This window comes from Pseudarthrobacter defluvii (assembly GCF_030323865.1).
Taxonomy (GTDB): Bacteria; Actinomycetota; Actinomycetes; order Actinomycetales; family Micrococcaceae; genus Arthrobacter; species Arthrobacter sedimenti.
Window position 1 is genome coordinate 3,562,217 of record NZ_CP066362.1, and the last position, 14,633, is coordinate 3,576,849.

Sequence of the window (14,633 nt, forward strand, 5' to 3'; positions counted from 1 at the left end):
TGCGGGTATCCGGTTCACTTGGCAACAGGCCGCAGCGAGGTGATCATCCTCCTGATGTCTGCGTACTCAGCGGTTTCCCTGTACTTTTTCGCCAGTTCGGGATAGGGCAACGACGGGTCGCCGGGGGTTGCGTTGTTGGCCGGATCGTAAAACGCGCCGAACATGGCACTGTTCGGCGGCCAGTGGAAGAAATGCAGGATGGGGCAGGCGTCAGGGCCGCTGGGCATGGGGCCGGAGGTGATGCCGTATCCTGCCGCCTGGACGCCCGGAGGCACCGGCGTGCCGGCATTCCCGCGGGTCTCGAAGGCGAACTGCGGCACCACACCGTCCTGTGCCAGGGCAGGCAGGTCCGCCGTGTCCAGGACTTCGTAGGGGTACTTCTGCGTGCAGGACGATCCGATGGCCATGTTGGTGCGCAGCGTCGCCATCACCTTGCCGGCCTGGTTGCGAACCTCCGCGTAAGCCCCGCCGCCTTCGGCCAATTCCCCCGCCGGATCCTTGACGCTCCAGGCGGCCGGCAGGTCGAACGCCATGGCGCCATCCGCCGTCGTAAACGTTGTCCATTTTTCCTCGGCGTTGCCGGGCACCGTCGGAGCTTGCGTGGAGGGAACGTTCGACGGCGTTGGCGCGGCAGGTGCGCCCGTCGCCGCCGTGGAGGTACTGGCAGGGCCGGAAGCTGAAGGGGCCGGCTGCGGGGTTCCCTGCTGCGGCGCACACCCGGCGAGGGCAAAGGTGACCAGGACAAGGGCTGCCGGAAACCTGCGCACCACACCCTCCTTGGGCCTGACGTTGACCCCTTAAGTGTGGCGCTGTATGCCCGGGCGGGGGGAGGGCCAGAGGACCTGCCCCTCCCCCCGCCCGGCGCGTGCGCTAGCGCTCCAGCAGGGACACGTCCCGGACGGCGCCCTTGTCCGCGGAGGTGGCCATCGCGGCGTACGCGCGCAGCGCGGCGGACACCTGCCGGTCCCGGTCCTTGGGCTTGTAGCCGCCGTTGATCAGCAACTTTTCGCGGCGCTCCGCCAGGAGTTCATCCGAGACCTCCAGCTGCAGCGAGCGTTCGCTGATGTTGATGCTGATGATGTCGCCGTCCTCCACCAGTGCGATGGCGCCGCCGGAGGCAGCCTCGGGAGAGATGTGTCCGATGGACAGGCCGGAGGTGCCGCCGGAGAAGCGGCCGTCCGTGATGAGGGCGCACTTCTTGCCCAGGCCGCGGCCCTTGAGGAACGACGTCGGGTACAGCATTTCCTGCATGCCCGGACCACCCTTGGGGCCTTCGTAGCGGATCACCACCACGTCGCCTTCCTTGATGGACTTGTTCAGGATCTTCTCCACGGCCTCGTCCTGGGACTCGCACACCACTGCCGGTCCGGAGAACGTCCAGATGGACTCGTCCACGCCGGCGGTCTTCACCACGGCGCCGTCGACAGCCACGTTGCCGCGGAGCACGGCCAGGCCGCCGTCCTTGGAGTACGCGTGCTCCACGGAGCGGATGCAGCCACCCTCGGCGTCGGTGTCCAGGGAGGTCCATTCGTTCGACTGCGAGAACGCGGTGGAGGAGCGGACGCCGCCGGGGGCAGCGTGCCACAGGGCCTGTGCTTCCTCGGTGGCCTTGCCGCCGCGGATGTCCCAGTCGTCCAGCCAGCCGTCCAGGTCGTTGGAGTGCACGGAGTGGACGTCCTTGTGCAGGAGGCCGCCGCGGTTCAGCTCGCCCAGCAGGGCGGGGATGCCGCCGGCACGGTGCACATCCTCCATGTAGTAGGTCTTGTCCTTGGCCACGTTGGGTGCCACCTTGGCCAGGCAGGGCACTTGGCGGGACTTGGCGTCCATCTCGGCCAGGCCGTAGTCCACACCGGCCTCCTGGGCCGCGGCCAGCAGGTGCAGGATGGTGTTGGTGGACCCGCCCATGGAGATGTCCAGCGCCATGGCGTTATCGAACGCCTTGGCGGTGGCGATGGAGCGGGGCAGCACCGAGTCGTCGCCGCCCTCGTAATAGCGCTTGACGAGCTCGACGACGGTGGCGCCGGCTTTCTCGTACAGCGCCTTGCGGGCGGTGTGGGTGGCCAGCACGGAGCCGTTGCCCGGCAGGGACAGGCCGATGGCCTCGGTCAGGCAGTTCATCGAGTTGGCGGTGAACATGCCGGAGCAGGAACCGCAGGTGGGGCAGGCGTTCTCTTCGATGAGGTTGATGTCGGCGTCGGAGATGGACTCGTCCACGGCGTCGGCGATCGCGTTCACCAGGTCCAGGGAGCGGACGGAACCGTCGGTGAGGGTGACGCGGCCGGCTTCCATGGGGCCGCCGGAGACGAAGACCACGGGGATGTTCAGGCGCAGCGCGGCCATCAGCATGCCGGGGGTGATCTTGTCGCAGTTCGAAATGCACACCAGGGCGTCGGCGCAGTGGGCGTTGACCATGTACTCCACGGAGTCGGCGATCAGGTCGCGGGACGGCAGCGAGTAGAGCATGCCGGAGTGGCCCATGGCGATGCCGTCGTCCACGGCGATGGTGTTGAACTCGCGCGGCACGGCGCCGGCGGCGAGGATCGCGTCCGAGACGATCCGGCCCACCGGAGCGAGGTGGGTGTGGCCGGGAACGAATTCGGTGAAGCTGTTGGCCACGGCGATGATCGGCTTGCCGATATCCGAGTTGGCGACGCCGGAGGCGCGTAAAAGTGCGCGGGCTCCGGCCATGTTGCGGCCGTGGGTGACTGTTTTTGAGCGAAGTGCGGGCATGCTTACCATCCTCTTGCTTGGGCGACGCGGACGGAAGACAGCGCTGCTACTAGTAGTGGGAGTACCAGAGTAATAGTATTTACCGGTGAGTGATCCCGGGCGGCGCAAAGAACTTGGCCTCTTCCTGAGGGCCCGCCGGGACCAGGCGCTGCGGGCGGACTACGGCCTGCCGCCAATTGGCCGCAGCCGCGAGCGGGGGTTGCGCCGCGAAGAGGTGGCCTTCCTGTCCGGCGTCAGTGTCACCTGGTACACCTGGCTGGAGCAGGGCAGGGATATCAGCCCGTCCCGCCAGGTGCTGGAAGCAGTCAGCCGTGCCCTGCACCTTTCAAGTACCGGCCTCGGCTACGTCCTGTCCCTTGGCGGCTACGCTTCCGCCGCCCCAGCCAGCCCCGCCGCCGATACCGCCCCGCCCCACATCCAACGGCTGATGGATGCTCTGGATCCCAATCCGTCCTTTGCCTTGTTCCCGGATTGGCGCGTGGCGGGCTGGAACAGGGCGTATGCGGCCCTCTACCCCAACATCGATACTGTGGCGCCAGCGGACCGGAACCTGCTGTGGCTGGTGTTCACCGACCCCTACGTCCGGAACCTGCTGCCGGACTGGGAGACCACCAGCAAGCGGTTCCTGGCCGAGTTCCGGGCCGAAACAGGGCAGCGGCTGGGCGACCCTGACATCCAGTACCAGGTGGACCGGCTCAAGGAAGCAAGCCCGGATTTCCGGCAGGGCTGGGACCTCTACGACATCCTGGGCTTCGAGTCCCGCGAGCGCCTCTTCCACCACCCCGCCGTCGGAGTGCTGCAGCTTGAGCACCACCAGGTGTCCCCGTCCGACCGGCCGGACCTGCACATCGTGGTCTACACGCCGGCGCCCGGAAGCGACGCCGCGGCGCAGATGCAGTCGCTGCTGGCGGCAACCAGTCAGCCGGCGTCGGCGCCCAAGTAAGCCAGCGCCGCTGTGGCCTGCGCCTGGGTGGCGATGCGAAGGGTGGGATCCACCGCCGGCAGGAAGAACGGCGAGTGGTTGGCCGGAATGTCCGTGTCCACCCTGCCCGCTTCCACAGCCCGGCGGTAGATGTCCGGCGGCACGGACCCCACGATCCAGTACACGTAGGGGATACCGAAGGCGTCGGGGATCCGGCTGAAATCCTCGGAGGCCGTCTGCGGTGCGGTGCGGTAGACGGCATCCGCGCCGAAGGTCCTGGTGAACGCCTCCGTGACCCGGGCGTTGGCTTCCGGATTGTTGCTGGTCAGCGGGTACTGGTCGTAGTACTCGAACTCCGGTTCCTGCGGCGAGCCGGCCGCCGCACACTCGCCGCGGACAATCCGCTCGATGGCGGCAATCATGCCGGCCCGCACCTCCAGGCTGTAGGTGCGGAGGTTGAGCAGCAGTTCGGCGCGGTCCGGGATGATGTTGGCCGTGGCCCCGGCATTCACCGAGCCGACGGTCAGGACGGCGAACTCCCCCGGTGTGGTTTCCCGGGACACCACTGTCTGCAGGCGCAGGACGATAGAGGCTGCCAGCACCACGGGGTCAACCGACTTATGCGGCATGGACCCGTGGGCACCGCGGCCGTGGACGGTGATCCGGATGGAATCACCCGCCGACAGCACCGGCCCCGGCGTGGTGCCGATGGTTCCCACCTGGGTGGGCATGACGTGCTGGGCCAGCGCAATGTCCGGCCGCGGGATTCCGGCGGCCAAGCCGTCGTCGAGCATTGCCTGCGAGCCCGCCGCCGTCTCCTCCGCCGGCTGGAGCAGGGCAATGTAGGTGCCCTGCCAGGCTTCCCGGTGCTCGGCCAGGTACTTTGCCGCACCAAGCAGGGCCACCACATGCATGTCGTGGCCGCAGGCGTGCATCACCCCCGGGTTGGCGGAGGCATAGGTTGCGCCGGTGGCCTCGGTGACGGGGAGGGCGTCCATGTCCGCCCGGGCCAGGACGCAGGAACCGGCGCCGTTGGCAAGAACGCCAACGACGCCGGTGCGGCCAAAGTGCCGGACGTCAAAGCCCCAGCGGGCAAGCAAGTCCGCTGCCGCGGCGGATGTTGCGTGCTCGGCGAGGCCAAGTTCCGGGTTCCGGTGGATCTGCTCGTAGAGCGGGACCTGCCAGGCAAGTTCCTGCTCCATATCGCTGTCCTTGACGTCCATGCGAGAACTCCTCCCGGCCGGCGGCGCCAGCCCCTTCGGCCACTCTAGGCCAGCACCCCCTGCCGCACCACGGCCGGCTCAAACTGTGCACCTGCGCCCGGGAATACCGGCACCTCAATCCGCGCGTGGGTGTGGACCTCGTTCACCGTGGCCTTGGTGTGCAGGGCGATCTGTTTCATTGTGGTGACCCACATGCCGTCCATGGCCTTCACCCGCTCCATCAGCTGCTCCAGCGCCACCGCCTTGGACGGCCGGCCGGAAATGAACGGATGGTTGGTGAGGACGAAGCAGCTGCCCTGGGAGTGGTGTGCCTCGGCCTCAAGCGTCCACATCTCCAAAACCTTGGCCGGGCTCTCGATCACGCCGCTGCCGGTGACTCCCGGGTAGAAGGCGTACTGCTCCCAGTCGTCCAGGGTCCAGTCCACGGGAATCTCCACGATGTCGCGGGGATCGTCGGCGGCGACTGCGAACCGGTAGGGCGCATCGCCGTCGAGCAGGCTGGAATCGTAGAGGAAGCCACGGTCCGCCAGCAGGCCCGGAGAGTGCCAGTTCAACTCCCACCACGGGGCGCGGTAGCCCACTGGCCGGATGCCGGCCACCTTGGCCAGCGCCTCCAGGCCGCGGTCGATGTAGCTGGCCTCGGTGGCGGCGTCGATGCCCTGCATGGGTTCGTGCAGGTAGCCGTGGTGCGCCACCTCGTGGCCGCCGTCCACGATCTGCCGCACTACGTCCGGGTAGGACTCGGCGGTGAAGCCGGGGATGAAGAAAGTGGCTTTGATGTCCTGTCGCTCGAGGATTTTCAGCAGCCGCGGCACCGCGACCTTGGGTCCGTAGGACTGGTGCGTCATCAGCGACATGCGCCGGGTGCTGGTGGGGTCGTGGGCGATGGTGCAGGACTCGGCGTCCACATCGAACGTGAAGGACGCGGCGGCCTTGGCGCCGTTGGGCCAGATGATGGGGTGCAGGGGATCCGCGATGGCGGGCTGTTTCACGGGAAAATCCTTTCTGGCGGGCGCAGGGCGCCCGCCAGGGTGTGCGAAGAGAAGGAATTAGAGGGCGGGAAGGGCGGGCGTGCTGTCCGCCGTCGGGCTCTTTACTTCAGCTGTGGTGCGCGGTTCCAGGGCGAGGTAGCGGATGTGCTGCCGCGGGCCCAGGATGGCGTACACCCCGGCGCTCGTCAGGCCGCCGGCCAGCCAGGACAGGTCCCAGCCGCCCAACGCGACAGCGATGGGGCCCTGCATGACGGGGATCAGGCCGTACATGAACAGCCACGTCGCGAAGATCCCGGCCACGAGGGAGATGACCCCCGCCCAGTTGACGACGGGCAGCCGCTTGGTGCCAACGCCGTCGAACAGCCGCTCCGTGCCGCCGGGCCAGCGCTTCTCCAGCCAGAAGTAGTGCACCAGCATGATCCCGCCCCAGGCTGCCACCCAGGCGACCAGGCCGATCAGCCAGGCGTCGAGCACCGCGGCGAAGTCCTCCTGGAAGATGAAGAACACGACGGCGGCGAGCGAGAAGACGCCGACGAACAGGTTGAGCTTGCGGCGGCTGATGGAGATGTCCAGAGCCTGCGTGGCCACCGAGAAGGTGTAGATGTTCAGGATGTTGGTGGCGATGGGCCCATGGAGCACCATCAGCAGCACCGGCAGCGCCATGGCGCCGAAGTTCAGGACAATCAGCTTGCCGGGATCGATCTCGCCGCTGTTGGTGGCCAGGCTGGCGCCCAGGACGCCGAGCCACACCACGGGGATGAACTGGCCCAGGACTGAGGCCAGGTAGACCTTCTTCTTGGGGACGCTGGTGCTGACGAACCGGGAGTAGTCCGCGGCGTAGGTGAACCAGGTGATGCCCCAGCCGATTCCGATGGCGGTCATGACGGCGCTCATGGCGGCGATGCGCTCGGAGCCTTCCAGGATGGCGCCGGCCGGTCCGGCGTAGCCCCAGTTGATGTCCATTCCGAACCAGGCCACGGCGGACATGACGGCGAGGATAAGGATGGTGGGCGGCACGGTCCACTTTTCAAAGGCGGCGATGGCCTTGTAGCCGAACCAGGCGATGGCCACCTGGAGGGCCATGATGAAGGTGGCGACGCCGATCTTCCAGCCGTAGTTGGGCGCTTCCGGGTCAACCCAGCCCAGGGTTCCGAAGAGTGCCATGACCAGGTCCAGGATGATCCAGGTGTTCACCGCGCACCAGCCGATGACCAGCAGGGCCTGGATTGCGGCCGGCAGGTAGTTGCCGCGCCGTCCGAATGCTGCCCGGGCCAGGACCATGCCGGTGGCTCCGGTCCGCTGGCCCAAAAGGACGAAGCAGCCAAAGAGCAGCATGCCGATCAGGTTGCCCAGCACCAGGACGGTGATGGTGTCCGCGAGCCCGAGCCCCAGCTGGATACCGAGCGCCCCCAGCACCCAGTTGATGGGAGCCAGGTTGGCGCCCGCCCAGATCCAGAACTGGCCGGATACCTTGCGTGTGCGTGCGGATTCGGGAATGGGCTGCAGCCAGGCTTCGTGGTCCACGGCGTTGTGGTCCTCGGTTGCCTGGGCAGGTTGGCCGTGCGTGGCTGTTGAAAGCTTTTCTTGCATGGGGGCCTCCGTGAGGTGGATAAGTACCAAAAGGCTATGTGGCCCCCATCACAAGGAACAAGATACGATCTGTCTAGCAGAATCTCCTACTACGTTACGGAACGTCGTGTCAGTGTTTCTTGGCGAAATACTCGCCCATCCCGCCCTCGCCGCCGCCGACCCCGTGGTCCACCCCTTGGGCGTGGTGGCCGACGCGCAGCCCGTCCGCTGGGTGCACTCGAGCGAAGTACTGGACATCGCTCCCCTGCTCCGCGGCGGCGAGCTGCTGCTCTGCGGCGGCATCACGCTGGCCACGGCCACGCCCGCCAGGCGTGAAGATTACGTGCGCGAGCTGGCACAGCGCGGCATTGCGGCCCTGGCCATCGAGACCGGCGGGGCGCTGCCGGAGATTCCGGCCGACATGCTTCACAAGGCAGAGGAGTTCGGCCTGCCCGTGGTGGAGCTGCGCAAGGTGGTGCCCTTCGTCGGCGTCATGCAGGCCATCAACTCCATGCTGGTCAGCGAGTCCGTGGGTCACCTGCAGCAGGCCGATGCCGCCACCCGCGCCATGGCCGCGGAGCTGGCCCACGGCGCCTCGCTGGACAAGATCCTGGCTGTGCTGGCGGGAATCACCGGTTCCGCCGTGAAGCTCACATCCCCGTGGGGCGTCACCATGGGAAGCGCAGTGCCGGAGGGGTGGAACGGCGAGGTCACTGCCGGAGGCGGGGCCCGGGCGGTGGAGGAAGGAGCAGCGGACGACGCCGGCTCCGGGCCGGGCGGGCATGGCGACTTCAGCGGGGCTGCTGCTGGAAGAGTGATCAGCGTGGACATCCCCGTACGCGGCGTCCTGATGGGCCGGCTGGAGGTATTGGTCCCGCCAACGGCTGATACGGCGCTGGCGCAGGTGGCCGGGGAACGCGCCGTCGACATCCTGGGCCTGGCGCTGCTGCAGCATACGCCTCCCGGGCTGCATGCCCTCGCAGGTGCGGAACTGATGCGGGCAGTGCTTAATTCAGCTCCGGAGTGGCGCCTCGAGCAGCTGGCTCCCGGGGCCGGGTTTCCCACGGATTCCCCGGCTGTGGTGGCGGCCATCCATGCCGCGGCACCGCAGGAGCTGCGGGGCGCCGTCGAAAACTTCCTGAGCTCACGGCGGATCCCCTGCGCCGCGTACCTGGACGACGCCGAGCTGGTGGTGATGATCGGCCTGCCCTGCACCGAGCCCCCGGGTGAGCGGCGGCAGCTTCTGGAATCCCTGCGGGGACTGGAGGGCGACCATGATGCCGTGATCGCGGTGGGCCCCCCCGTAGCCCGTGTTGCGGAAGCGGCCTGGTCACTGGCGGAGGCGCGCCGGGCCTTGGACGTGCGGCAGATCCGGCGCCGCAATGCCTCGCCGCGCCGGCGGTCTACGGCCCGCGCCCTGGTGGTGGTTGACGCCCAGGATACCGCCGTGGAAAGCCTCGCCCTCACGTGCCTCGATACCTCCGCGCGTGAGGCGTTCGTCAACCGGCAGCTGCGGGCCGTGCTGGAGCATGATGCCCAGCGGCAATCCCAGCTTCTGGAGACTCTGCAGGTGTGGCTGGACTCCGGGTGCAATACGGCCCAGTCCGCCCGCGAACTGCACCTGGAACGGCAGTCGATGCACCACAGGCTGCAGCGGATTTTCGAGCTGTGCGGCGGTGATCCGCGCGGCACGGGCCGGCTGGCGGCACTGCACCTGGCGGCCAGGATGGCCGGGCTGCCGTGATGATCGAGTCCGCGACGGGCCGTCATCCCCTGTTTCACCAAAAGGGAGACGGGAGCGTGTTACCCGTCAGCACCAACGATGGCGCCGCCCAGCCACTTCTTGACCTGGTCGGGCGCAGCCGTTGTGACCGTCCAGTTCCTGCCGACGTTCACAGCCGTCTGATCCTGGGGCGTCCTCATCGCCAACTGGGCGTCCTGGGAGGCATCGTTCGGATACAGGGCCATTCCGATCTCCCCGCAGTACCCTGATGTGGATGCGTACTTCGCATGGTTGGCCAATTGGAGTTCCGGGCACTGAAAGCCTGCTCCTTCCAAGGCCACCCTCAAGTCCTCAAGGGTTTCAAACGTTCCGCCGTCAGTAGGTGGCGCTGACTCCGGCGGGCTTCCCCATGGTCCGCTGCAACCAGCCAAGGCCACGGACACGGCCATCCCGGTCGCGACGACTGCGCTGCGCATACTTTTCACAAGTCCCCCTGCTGTGATCGGCGTCTTTCAAACTACCAGCCGTTTTGGGGAAGCTGCGGCGGGTGCGCTGCAATGCCTGCCTGCGCTTAGGCTTCTGCGGGTGAACGGCGGGTCAGGTGGGCCCCTGTAGAGTTGCCTGATGCTTGAGATCCGCCCGAACTGCGAGTGTTGCGACCGCGACATTTCTCCATCCGACGAGGCGTACATCTGCACGTTCGAGTGCACGTGGTGTCCGGACTGCGTCGGACGCTTTCCGAATGGTTCTTGTCCCAACTGCGGAGGAGACCTTCAGCGACGTCCCACCCGGCCGGCCGCCGCCTTGGTCAACAACCCGGCCAGCACCAACAGGGTTGTAGCCCCGGATTGCCTCAAGAAGTTCGCCGGGAACTAAGCGACTTCCGGGGTCAGGCGAGAAAGCGGGCACTGCGGTGGAGCTGATGCGGTGTCAGGCACCCGGCTCAGCGCCTGGTCTCATACCTGGTGAGGACCACACCGTCGGGAAACGTCCGGGTTTCCAGCAAGCTCAGGTTCACCCACTTGTCCAAGGCTGTGAAGAACGGTGTGCCGCCGCCCACCAGGACCGGATGGGTGACCATCGCGTACTCGTCAATCAGCCCGGCCCGCATGGCCGCCGCGGCGAGTGTGGCACCGGTGATATCCATTGGCCCGCCGTCGTCGGCCTTGAGCCGGCTGATCTCGGTGACCGCGTCGCCGGTGACCAAACGGGTATTCCAGTCCACCGTGCTGATCGTCGAGGAGAAGACCACCTTCGGCATGTCGCGCCAGCGATGGGCAAACTCGACCTCCGCCGGTGTGGCGCCCGGCTGCTGGTCGGCGGTGGGCCAGTGGGAGCTCATCGTCTCCCAGAGTCTTCGCCCATACAGCGCCAGGCCCGTCGCCCCCACCCGGTCGGACCACCACTGGAACAGCTCGTCACTCGGCGTACTCCAGCTGAGGTCGTCGCCGGGTGCAGCGATGTAGCCATCAAGGCTCACGTTCATGCCAAAGGCCAGTTTACGCATGGCGTCAGTCTCCCGTGGGCGGCTATGAGTTGTACAGGCCTGCCGGCGTCAGTTTGCCGGCCTGCCGCCCAGGCGCGTGGTCACCTTGGCGGCCGCCGCAACGCAGGCCTCGCCCAGGCTCTCGAACTGCTCCTTGGACACCCTGAACCGGGGCGCGGGAATGAGGACGGCGGCCACCACGTCACCGCGGTGGTCGCGGACGGGCGCGGCCACGCCCACCTCGTCCATGGACGATTCGCCGTAGTTTCCCGCCCATCCCCGCTGCTCCACGTCCCGGAGCCTTGTTTCGTAAGCCGCCAGGCCGTCGTCGTCCATTCCCGGGAAGGTGATGGTGCCGCTCCTCAGCAGCTCCCGCACCCGCTCGGCCGGAAGGGTGGACAGGAAGACCTGGACGGAGGCGCTCATGGCGTCCCGGTAGCGGGCGCCCAGCGGCGTGGTGTGCTTGATCTGGTGGTGGCTTGCGATCTGCTCCACGCAGATGGCCTCATCCCCGTTCCACAGCATGAGGGCGCTGGTCTCGCCGGTCTGCTCGGTCAATTGCCGCAGGACCGGGTAGGCAACGCGGCGTTCCTCCATTTCCGCCAGCAGCGGTCCGGCGACGGCGATGAGCCCCAGGCCCAGCCGGAAGCGCTTGGTCTCCGGGTCCCGCTCCACCAGGTTTTCCTGCTCGAACGTGGCCAGGATCCGGGACACGCTGCTTTTGTGCATGCCCACCCGGTTGGCAATCTCCGTGACACCCAGCAGCGGCTCATCCGCGGTGAAGGTGCGCAGGACGGCGATGGCATTGACGACGACGGAGGCGCCCTTCGCGTCCGGCCCGCCGTTGGTGCCGCTTCCGTTGCCGTTGCTGTCGGGGGTCTTTGCAGGAGTCATGGTGGATACCATCTTTCCCTATCGTTGGCGGCAGACGCCGAAAGCGGCGCCGTGGCCTGAACTGCTCAGTCCACGGCGCCGCTCTCACTCTTCAATGGGTTATCCCTCGATGATGTTGTGCTCGGGACCAAACGGGAACTTGGTGATGTTCTCGACAGAGTTGTCCTCGCCGATGACCAGGATGTCGTGCTCGCGGTAGCCGCCGGCGCCGGGCAGGCCGTCCGCCACTGTGATCATGGGCTCCATGGAGACCACCATGCCGGGTTCCAGGACGGTGTCGATGTCCTCGCGCAGCTCCAGGCCGGCTTCGCGGCCGTAGTAGTGGCTGAGGACGCCGAAGGAGTGGCCGTAGCCGAAGGTGCGGTTGGCCAGCAGGCCGTGGCTGATGTAGATCTCATTGAGTTCGGCAGCGATGTCCTTGCAGACGGCGCCGGGCTTGATGAGTTCCAGGCCGCGCTTGTGGACCTCCACGTTGATGTTCCACAGCTCCAGCGACCGCTCGTCCGGCTGGCCCAGGAAGAGGGTGCGCTCCAGTGCGGTGTAGTAGCCGGAGGTCATGGGGAAGCAGTTGAGCGAGAGGATGTCGCCCTGCTGCAGCTTGCGGGTGGTGGCCCAGTTGTGGGCGCCGTCGGTGTTGATGCCGGACTGGAACCACACCCAAGTGTCGCGGACCTCGCGGTGCGGGAACGTGCGGGCGATCTCGTGCACCATGGCTTCGGTGCCGATCAGGGCAACCTCGTACTCGCTGATGCCTTCGCGGATGGCGTTGCGGATGGCTTCGCCGCCGAGGTCGCCGATGCGGGCGCCGTGCTTGATGACCTCGATTTCCTCGGCGGACTTGATCATGCGCTGGCGCATGGCGTCCTGGGAAACATCCAGCAGCTGGGCGCCCGGGAAGGCGGCGGCGATCTTCTCGCGGGTCAGGCCGGGGAGGAAGTCATCCTCGACGCCGATCCGGTTGGCTTTGACGCCGCGCTGGCGCAGGGCCTCCTGCAGGCCGAAGTAGAAGTTGTCGCGGCGCCAGTCGGTGTAGACGATGTTCTCGCCGTAGGACGTGCGCCACGGCATGCCGGCGTCGATGTTGGCGGTGACGGTGACCGAGTCGTCTGCGGTGACGACGAGGGCGTAGTTGCGGCCAAACGTGGTGTACAGGAAGTCGGAGTAGTACTTGATGCCGTGGTAGCTGGTGAGGATGACGGCGTCCAGGTCCTTGGCGGCCATGATCTTGCGCAGGCCGCCCAGGCGGCGCTCGAACTCCGCGTCGGAGAACGTGAGCTTGCCCTTGGAACCGATGTGCAGGACCTTGAGGCGCTCGAGTTCGGCGATGGAGGACGCGTTGTCAGCGGTGATAGTCACGAAGGTGTGCCTTTCTAATGGGTGCCGGCCACGGTTGTGCAGCCGGTGTTGGTTTGCGTAATGAGGATGGTTTGTGGAGACCTCTTGGTCAGAGGTGCTTGAGGGGCTTCCGTGAGGTTTCGGCCGCGAACAGCACGGCCATCAGGGACACGGCGGAGGCGGCCACGAGGTACCAGCCGGGGGCCAGCTTGCTCTGGGTCATGCCGATCAGCAGGGTGGCCATGAACGGTGCGGTGCCGCCGAAGAGCGCGTTGGAGAGGTTGAAGCTGACGGCGAAGCCGCTGTAGCGGACCTTGGTGGGGAACAGTTCGGCCAGGAAGCTGGGCAGCGTTCCGTCGTTCAGGGTGAGCATGCCGCCCAGCAGGATCTGGACCAGGACGATCACCAGGAAGTTGCCGGTGTCCAGCAGCATGAAAGCGGGAACGGTCAGCAGCATGAACAGCACGGAGGCAGTGATCAGCATGCGCTTGCGGCCGAAGCGGTCCGACGCGATGCCGGTCAGGAAGATGAAGCCGATGTAGCTGGCCAGGGCGATGGTGGTGGCCAGGAAGGATTCGGTGGGGCCGAAGCCCAGTTCCTCGGAGAGGTAGGTGGGCATGTAGCTGAGGATGACGTAAAAGCCGACGGCGTTGAGCAGCACCGCGCCGCAGGCAATGATGAGCTGCTTGCGGTAGGTCCGGAACATGGCCAGCGCGGGCGCTTTGGGAGCAGATTCTTCCTGATCAGCCAGGGCGCGGAAGGCCGGGGTGTCCTCCAGCTTGGTGCGGATGTAGCGGCCGATCAGGCCCATGGGAGCCGCCAGCAGGAATGGCAGCCGCCAGCCCCATTCGTGCAGCTGGTCCGTGCTCAGCACCGAGCTGAGGAGTGCCGCGATCAACGAGCCCAGGAGCAGGCCTGCCGCGGTGCTGGCGGGGACGACGGCGGCGTAGAGGCCGCGGCGGTGGGCCGGTGCGTATTCCACCAGGAAGGCGGATGCCCCTGCGTACTCACCTGCGGCCGAGAAGCCCTGGACTACGCGGACCAGCAGCAGCAGCACCGGGGCCAGCAGCCCGATGGTTCCGTAGCCCGGGATGAGGGCGATGCAGAAGGTGGAGACGGACATGATGACGATGGACAGGGACAGGGCCTTGCGCCGGCCGAGCTTGTCACCGATGTGGCCCCAGAAGAATCCGCCCAGGGGACGGACGAAGAACGAGATGGCAAAGACGGCGAAGGTAGCCAGCAGCGCGGTCTGCCGGTCGGCTTCGGGGAAGAACACTGAGGAAATGACTGCGGCCAGGTAGCCGTACACCGCGTAATCGAACCATTCGACAAAGTTGCCGATGAAGCTCGCGGTGACCACCCGGCGTCGGACATCCTTGCTGGCCACAGCGTTGTCCGCGCCCTGGCCAGCCCGGGCCGAAGGGTTGGCGTCAGCGGCAACCACTCCTGCCCAGGGTGAGTTTTGTTCGGTACTCATGAAACCACCAATAAAAGTTGGAGTTGCATTGCTTGCAACGTGGTTGTTTCAAGATAGGCCGTGACGCGCACCACAGTCAATAGGTTGCTGAATGATTAATGGTCGAAATGGCGGGCGTCCTGACTGGAGTCGCGACGCCTCGGTGCCTAGCTAGCCCAAACGGAGTCCGTTGCACTAAAAGCAACCGCGTTGTAATAAGTGCGAAACATGGGGCCCAACGCAGCAATGGCCGCCAAGCGGGAGGGCTTGGCGGCCATTGCGGCGGGTGAAGTGAGGGGT

Annotated in this window: 13 protein-coding genes; 3 read left to right on the forward strand and 10 right to left on the reverse strand. The window is 66.7% G+C overall.

Annotation, left to right across the window (positions count from 1 at the left end; translation table 11 throughout):
• Positions 1-14: 14 nt before the first annotated feature.
• Together JCQ34_RS16615 and ilvD are read right to left on the reverse strand one after the other, a co-directional pair.
• Complete coding sequence (locus JCQ34_RS16615; RefSeq protein WP_350310797.1) at positions 15-767, reverse strand: hypothetical protein; 753 nt, start codon at positions 765-767, stop codon at positions 15-17.
• A 103-nt stretch (positions 768-870) separates the two neighbouring features.
• Positions 871-2,730, reverse strand: coding sequence for a dihydroxy-acid dehydratase (gene ilvD / locus JCQ34_RS16620; protein WP_286399366.1), 1,860 nt, complete (start codon positions 2,728-2,730; stop codon positions 871-873).
• 85 nt (positions 2,731-2,815) lie between these two features.
• Here ilvD and JCQ34_RS16625 point away from each other — a divergent pair, with 85 nt between their 5' ends.
• Complete coding sequence (locus JCQ34_RS16625) at positions 2,816-3,673, forward strand: helix-turn-helix transcriptional regulator (RefSeq protein WP_286399368.1); 858 nt, start codon at positions 2,816-2,818, stop codon at positions 3,671-3,673.
• On the opposite strand, the gene JCQ34_RS16630 is transcribed toward JCQ34_RS16625, so the two are convergent.
• From JCQ34_RS16630 to JCQ34_RS16640, 3 genes are read right to left on the reverse strand one after another with little or no spacing between them, the layout of a single operon-like run.
• On the reverse strand, positions 3,649-4,875 hold the full coding sequence (locus JCQ34_RS16630; RefSeq protein WP_286399370.1) for an amidohydrolase: 1,227 nt from the start codon (positions 4,873-4,875) through the stop codon (positions 3,649-3,651). The two genes, JCQ34_RS16625 and JCQ34_RS16630, sit on opposite strands and share 25 nt — an antisense overlap.
• A 44-nt stretch (positions 4,876-4,919) precedes the next feature.
• Positions 4,920-5,867 (reverse strand): polysaccharide deacetylase family protein, encoded by a 948-nt coding sequence (locus JCQ34_RS16635; protein ID WP_286399373.1) that lies wholly within the window; start codon positions 5,865-5,867, stop codon positions 4,920-4,922.
• 57 nt (positions 5,868-5,924) lie between these two features.
• Complete coding sequence (locus tag JCQ34_RS16640) at positions 5,925-7,457, reverse strand: purine-cytosine permease family protein (RefSeq protein WP_286399376.1); 1,533 nt, start codon at positions 7,455-7,457, stop codon at positions 5,925-5,927.
• Between the two features lie 106 nt (positions 7,458-7,563).
• Between JCQ34_RS16640 and JCQ34_RS16645 the strand changes: the two genes are divergently transcribed.
• Positions 7,564-9,180 carry a PucR family transcriptional regulator gene (locus tag JCQ34_RS16645; protein ID WP_286399379.1) on the forward strand — a complete coding sequence of 539 codons (1,617 nt, stop codon included), beginning with the start codon at positions 7,564-7,566 and terminating at the stop codon, positions 9,178-9,180.
• Positions 9,181-9,239: 59 nt separating this feature from the next.
• On the opposite strand, the gene JCQ34_RS16650 is transcribed toward JCQ34_RS16645, so the two are convergent.
• Positions 9,240-9,404: a hypothetical protein gene (locus JCQ34_RS16650; RefSeq protein WP_286399382.1), complete on the reverse strand. Its 165-nt coding sequence runs from the start codon at positions 9,402-9,404 to the stop codon at positions 9,240-9,242.
• A gap of 379 nt (positions 9,405-9,783) precedes the next feature.
• On the opposite strand from JCQ34_RS16650, the gene JCQ34_RS16655 reads away from it, so the two are divergent.
• The gene (locus tag JCQ34_RS16655; RefSeq protein WP_286399384.1) at positions 9,784-10,035 is read left to right on the forward strand and encodes a DUF1272 domain-containing protein; all 252 of its coding nucleotides are present in this window, start codon (positions 9,784-9,786) and stop codon (positions 10,033-10,035) included.
• Positions 10,036-10,102: 67 nt separating this feature from the next.
• Here the strand turns inward: JCQ34_RS16655 and JCQ34_RS16660 are convergent, their stop codons facing one another.
• The 4 genes from JCQ34_RS16660 to JCQ34_RS16675 form a co-directional block, all read right to left on the reverse strand.
• Positions 10,103-10,666 carry a dihydrofolate reductase family protein gene (locus JCQ34_RS16660; RefSeq protein WP_286399386.1) on the reverse strand — a complete coding sequence of 188 codons (564 nt, stop codon included), beginning with the start codon at positions 10,664-10,666 and terminating at the stop codon, positions 10,103-10,105.
• A gap of 48 nt (positions 10,667-10,714) precedes the next feature.
• On the reverse strand, positions 10,715-11,551 hold the full coding sequence (locus tag JCQ34_RS16665) for an IclR family transcriptional regulator (protein ID WP_376977592.1): 837 nt from the start codon (positions 11,549-11,551) through the stop codon (positions 10,715-10,717).
• Positions 11,552-11,638: 87 nt separating this feature from the next.
• Positions 11,639-12,895 (reverse strand): aminopeptidase P family protein, encoded by a 1,257-nt coding sequence (locus JCQ34_RS16670; RefSeq protein WP_286399390.1) that lies wholly within the window; start codon positions 12,893-12,895, stop codon positions 11,639-11,641.
• Positions 12,896-12,983: 88 nt separating this feature from the next.
• The gene (locus JCQ34_RS16675) at positions 12,984-14,354 is read right to left on the reverse strand and encodes an MFS transporter (RefSeq protein WP_286399393.1); all 1,371 of its coding nucleotides are present in this window, start codon (positions 14,352-14,354) and stop codon (positions 12,984-12,986) included.
• Between the last annotated feature and the right edge of the window lie 279 nt (positions 14,355-14,633).

Bases quoted from the DNA above. Each gene is read 5' to 3' on its own strand.
- JCQ34_RS16665 (WP_376977592.1), bottom strand. From the start codon at position 11,551: ATGGTATCCACCATGACTCCTGCAAAGACCCCCGACAGCAACGGCAAC.
- JCQ34_RS16640 (WP_286399376.1), bottom strand. From the start codon at position 7,457: ATGCAAGAAAAGCTTTCAACAGCCACGCACGGCCAACCTGCCCAGGCA.
- JCQ34_RS16655 (WP_286399384.1), top strand. From the start codon at position 9,784: ATGCTTGAGATCCGCCCGAACTGCGAGTGTTGCGACCGCGACATTTCT.
- JCQ34_RS16660 (WP_286399386.1), bottom strand. From the start codon at position 10,666: ATGCGTAAACTGGCCTTTGGCATGAACGTGAGCCTTGATGGCTACATC.
- JCQ34_RS16630 (WP_286399370.1), bottom strand. From the start codon at position 4,875: ATGGACGTCAAGGACAGCGATATGGAGCAGGAACTTGCCTGGCAGGTC.
- ilvD (WP_286399366.1), bottom strand. From the start codon at position 2,730: ATGCCCGCACTTCGCTCAAAAACAGTCACCCACGGCCGCAACATGGCC.
- JCQ34_RS16675 (WP_286399393.1), bottom strand. From the start codon at position 14,354: ATGAGTACCGAACAAAACTCACCCTGGGCAGGAGTGGTTGCCGCTGAC.
- JCQ34_RS16650 (WP_286399382.1), bottom strand. From the start codon at position 9,404: ATGGCCCTGTATCCGAACGATGCCTCCCAGGACGCCCAGTTGGCGATG.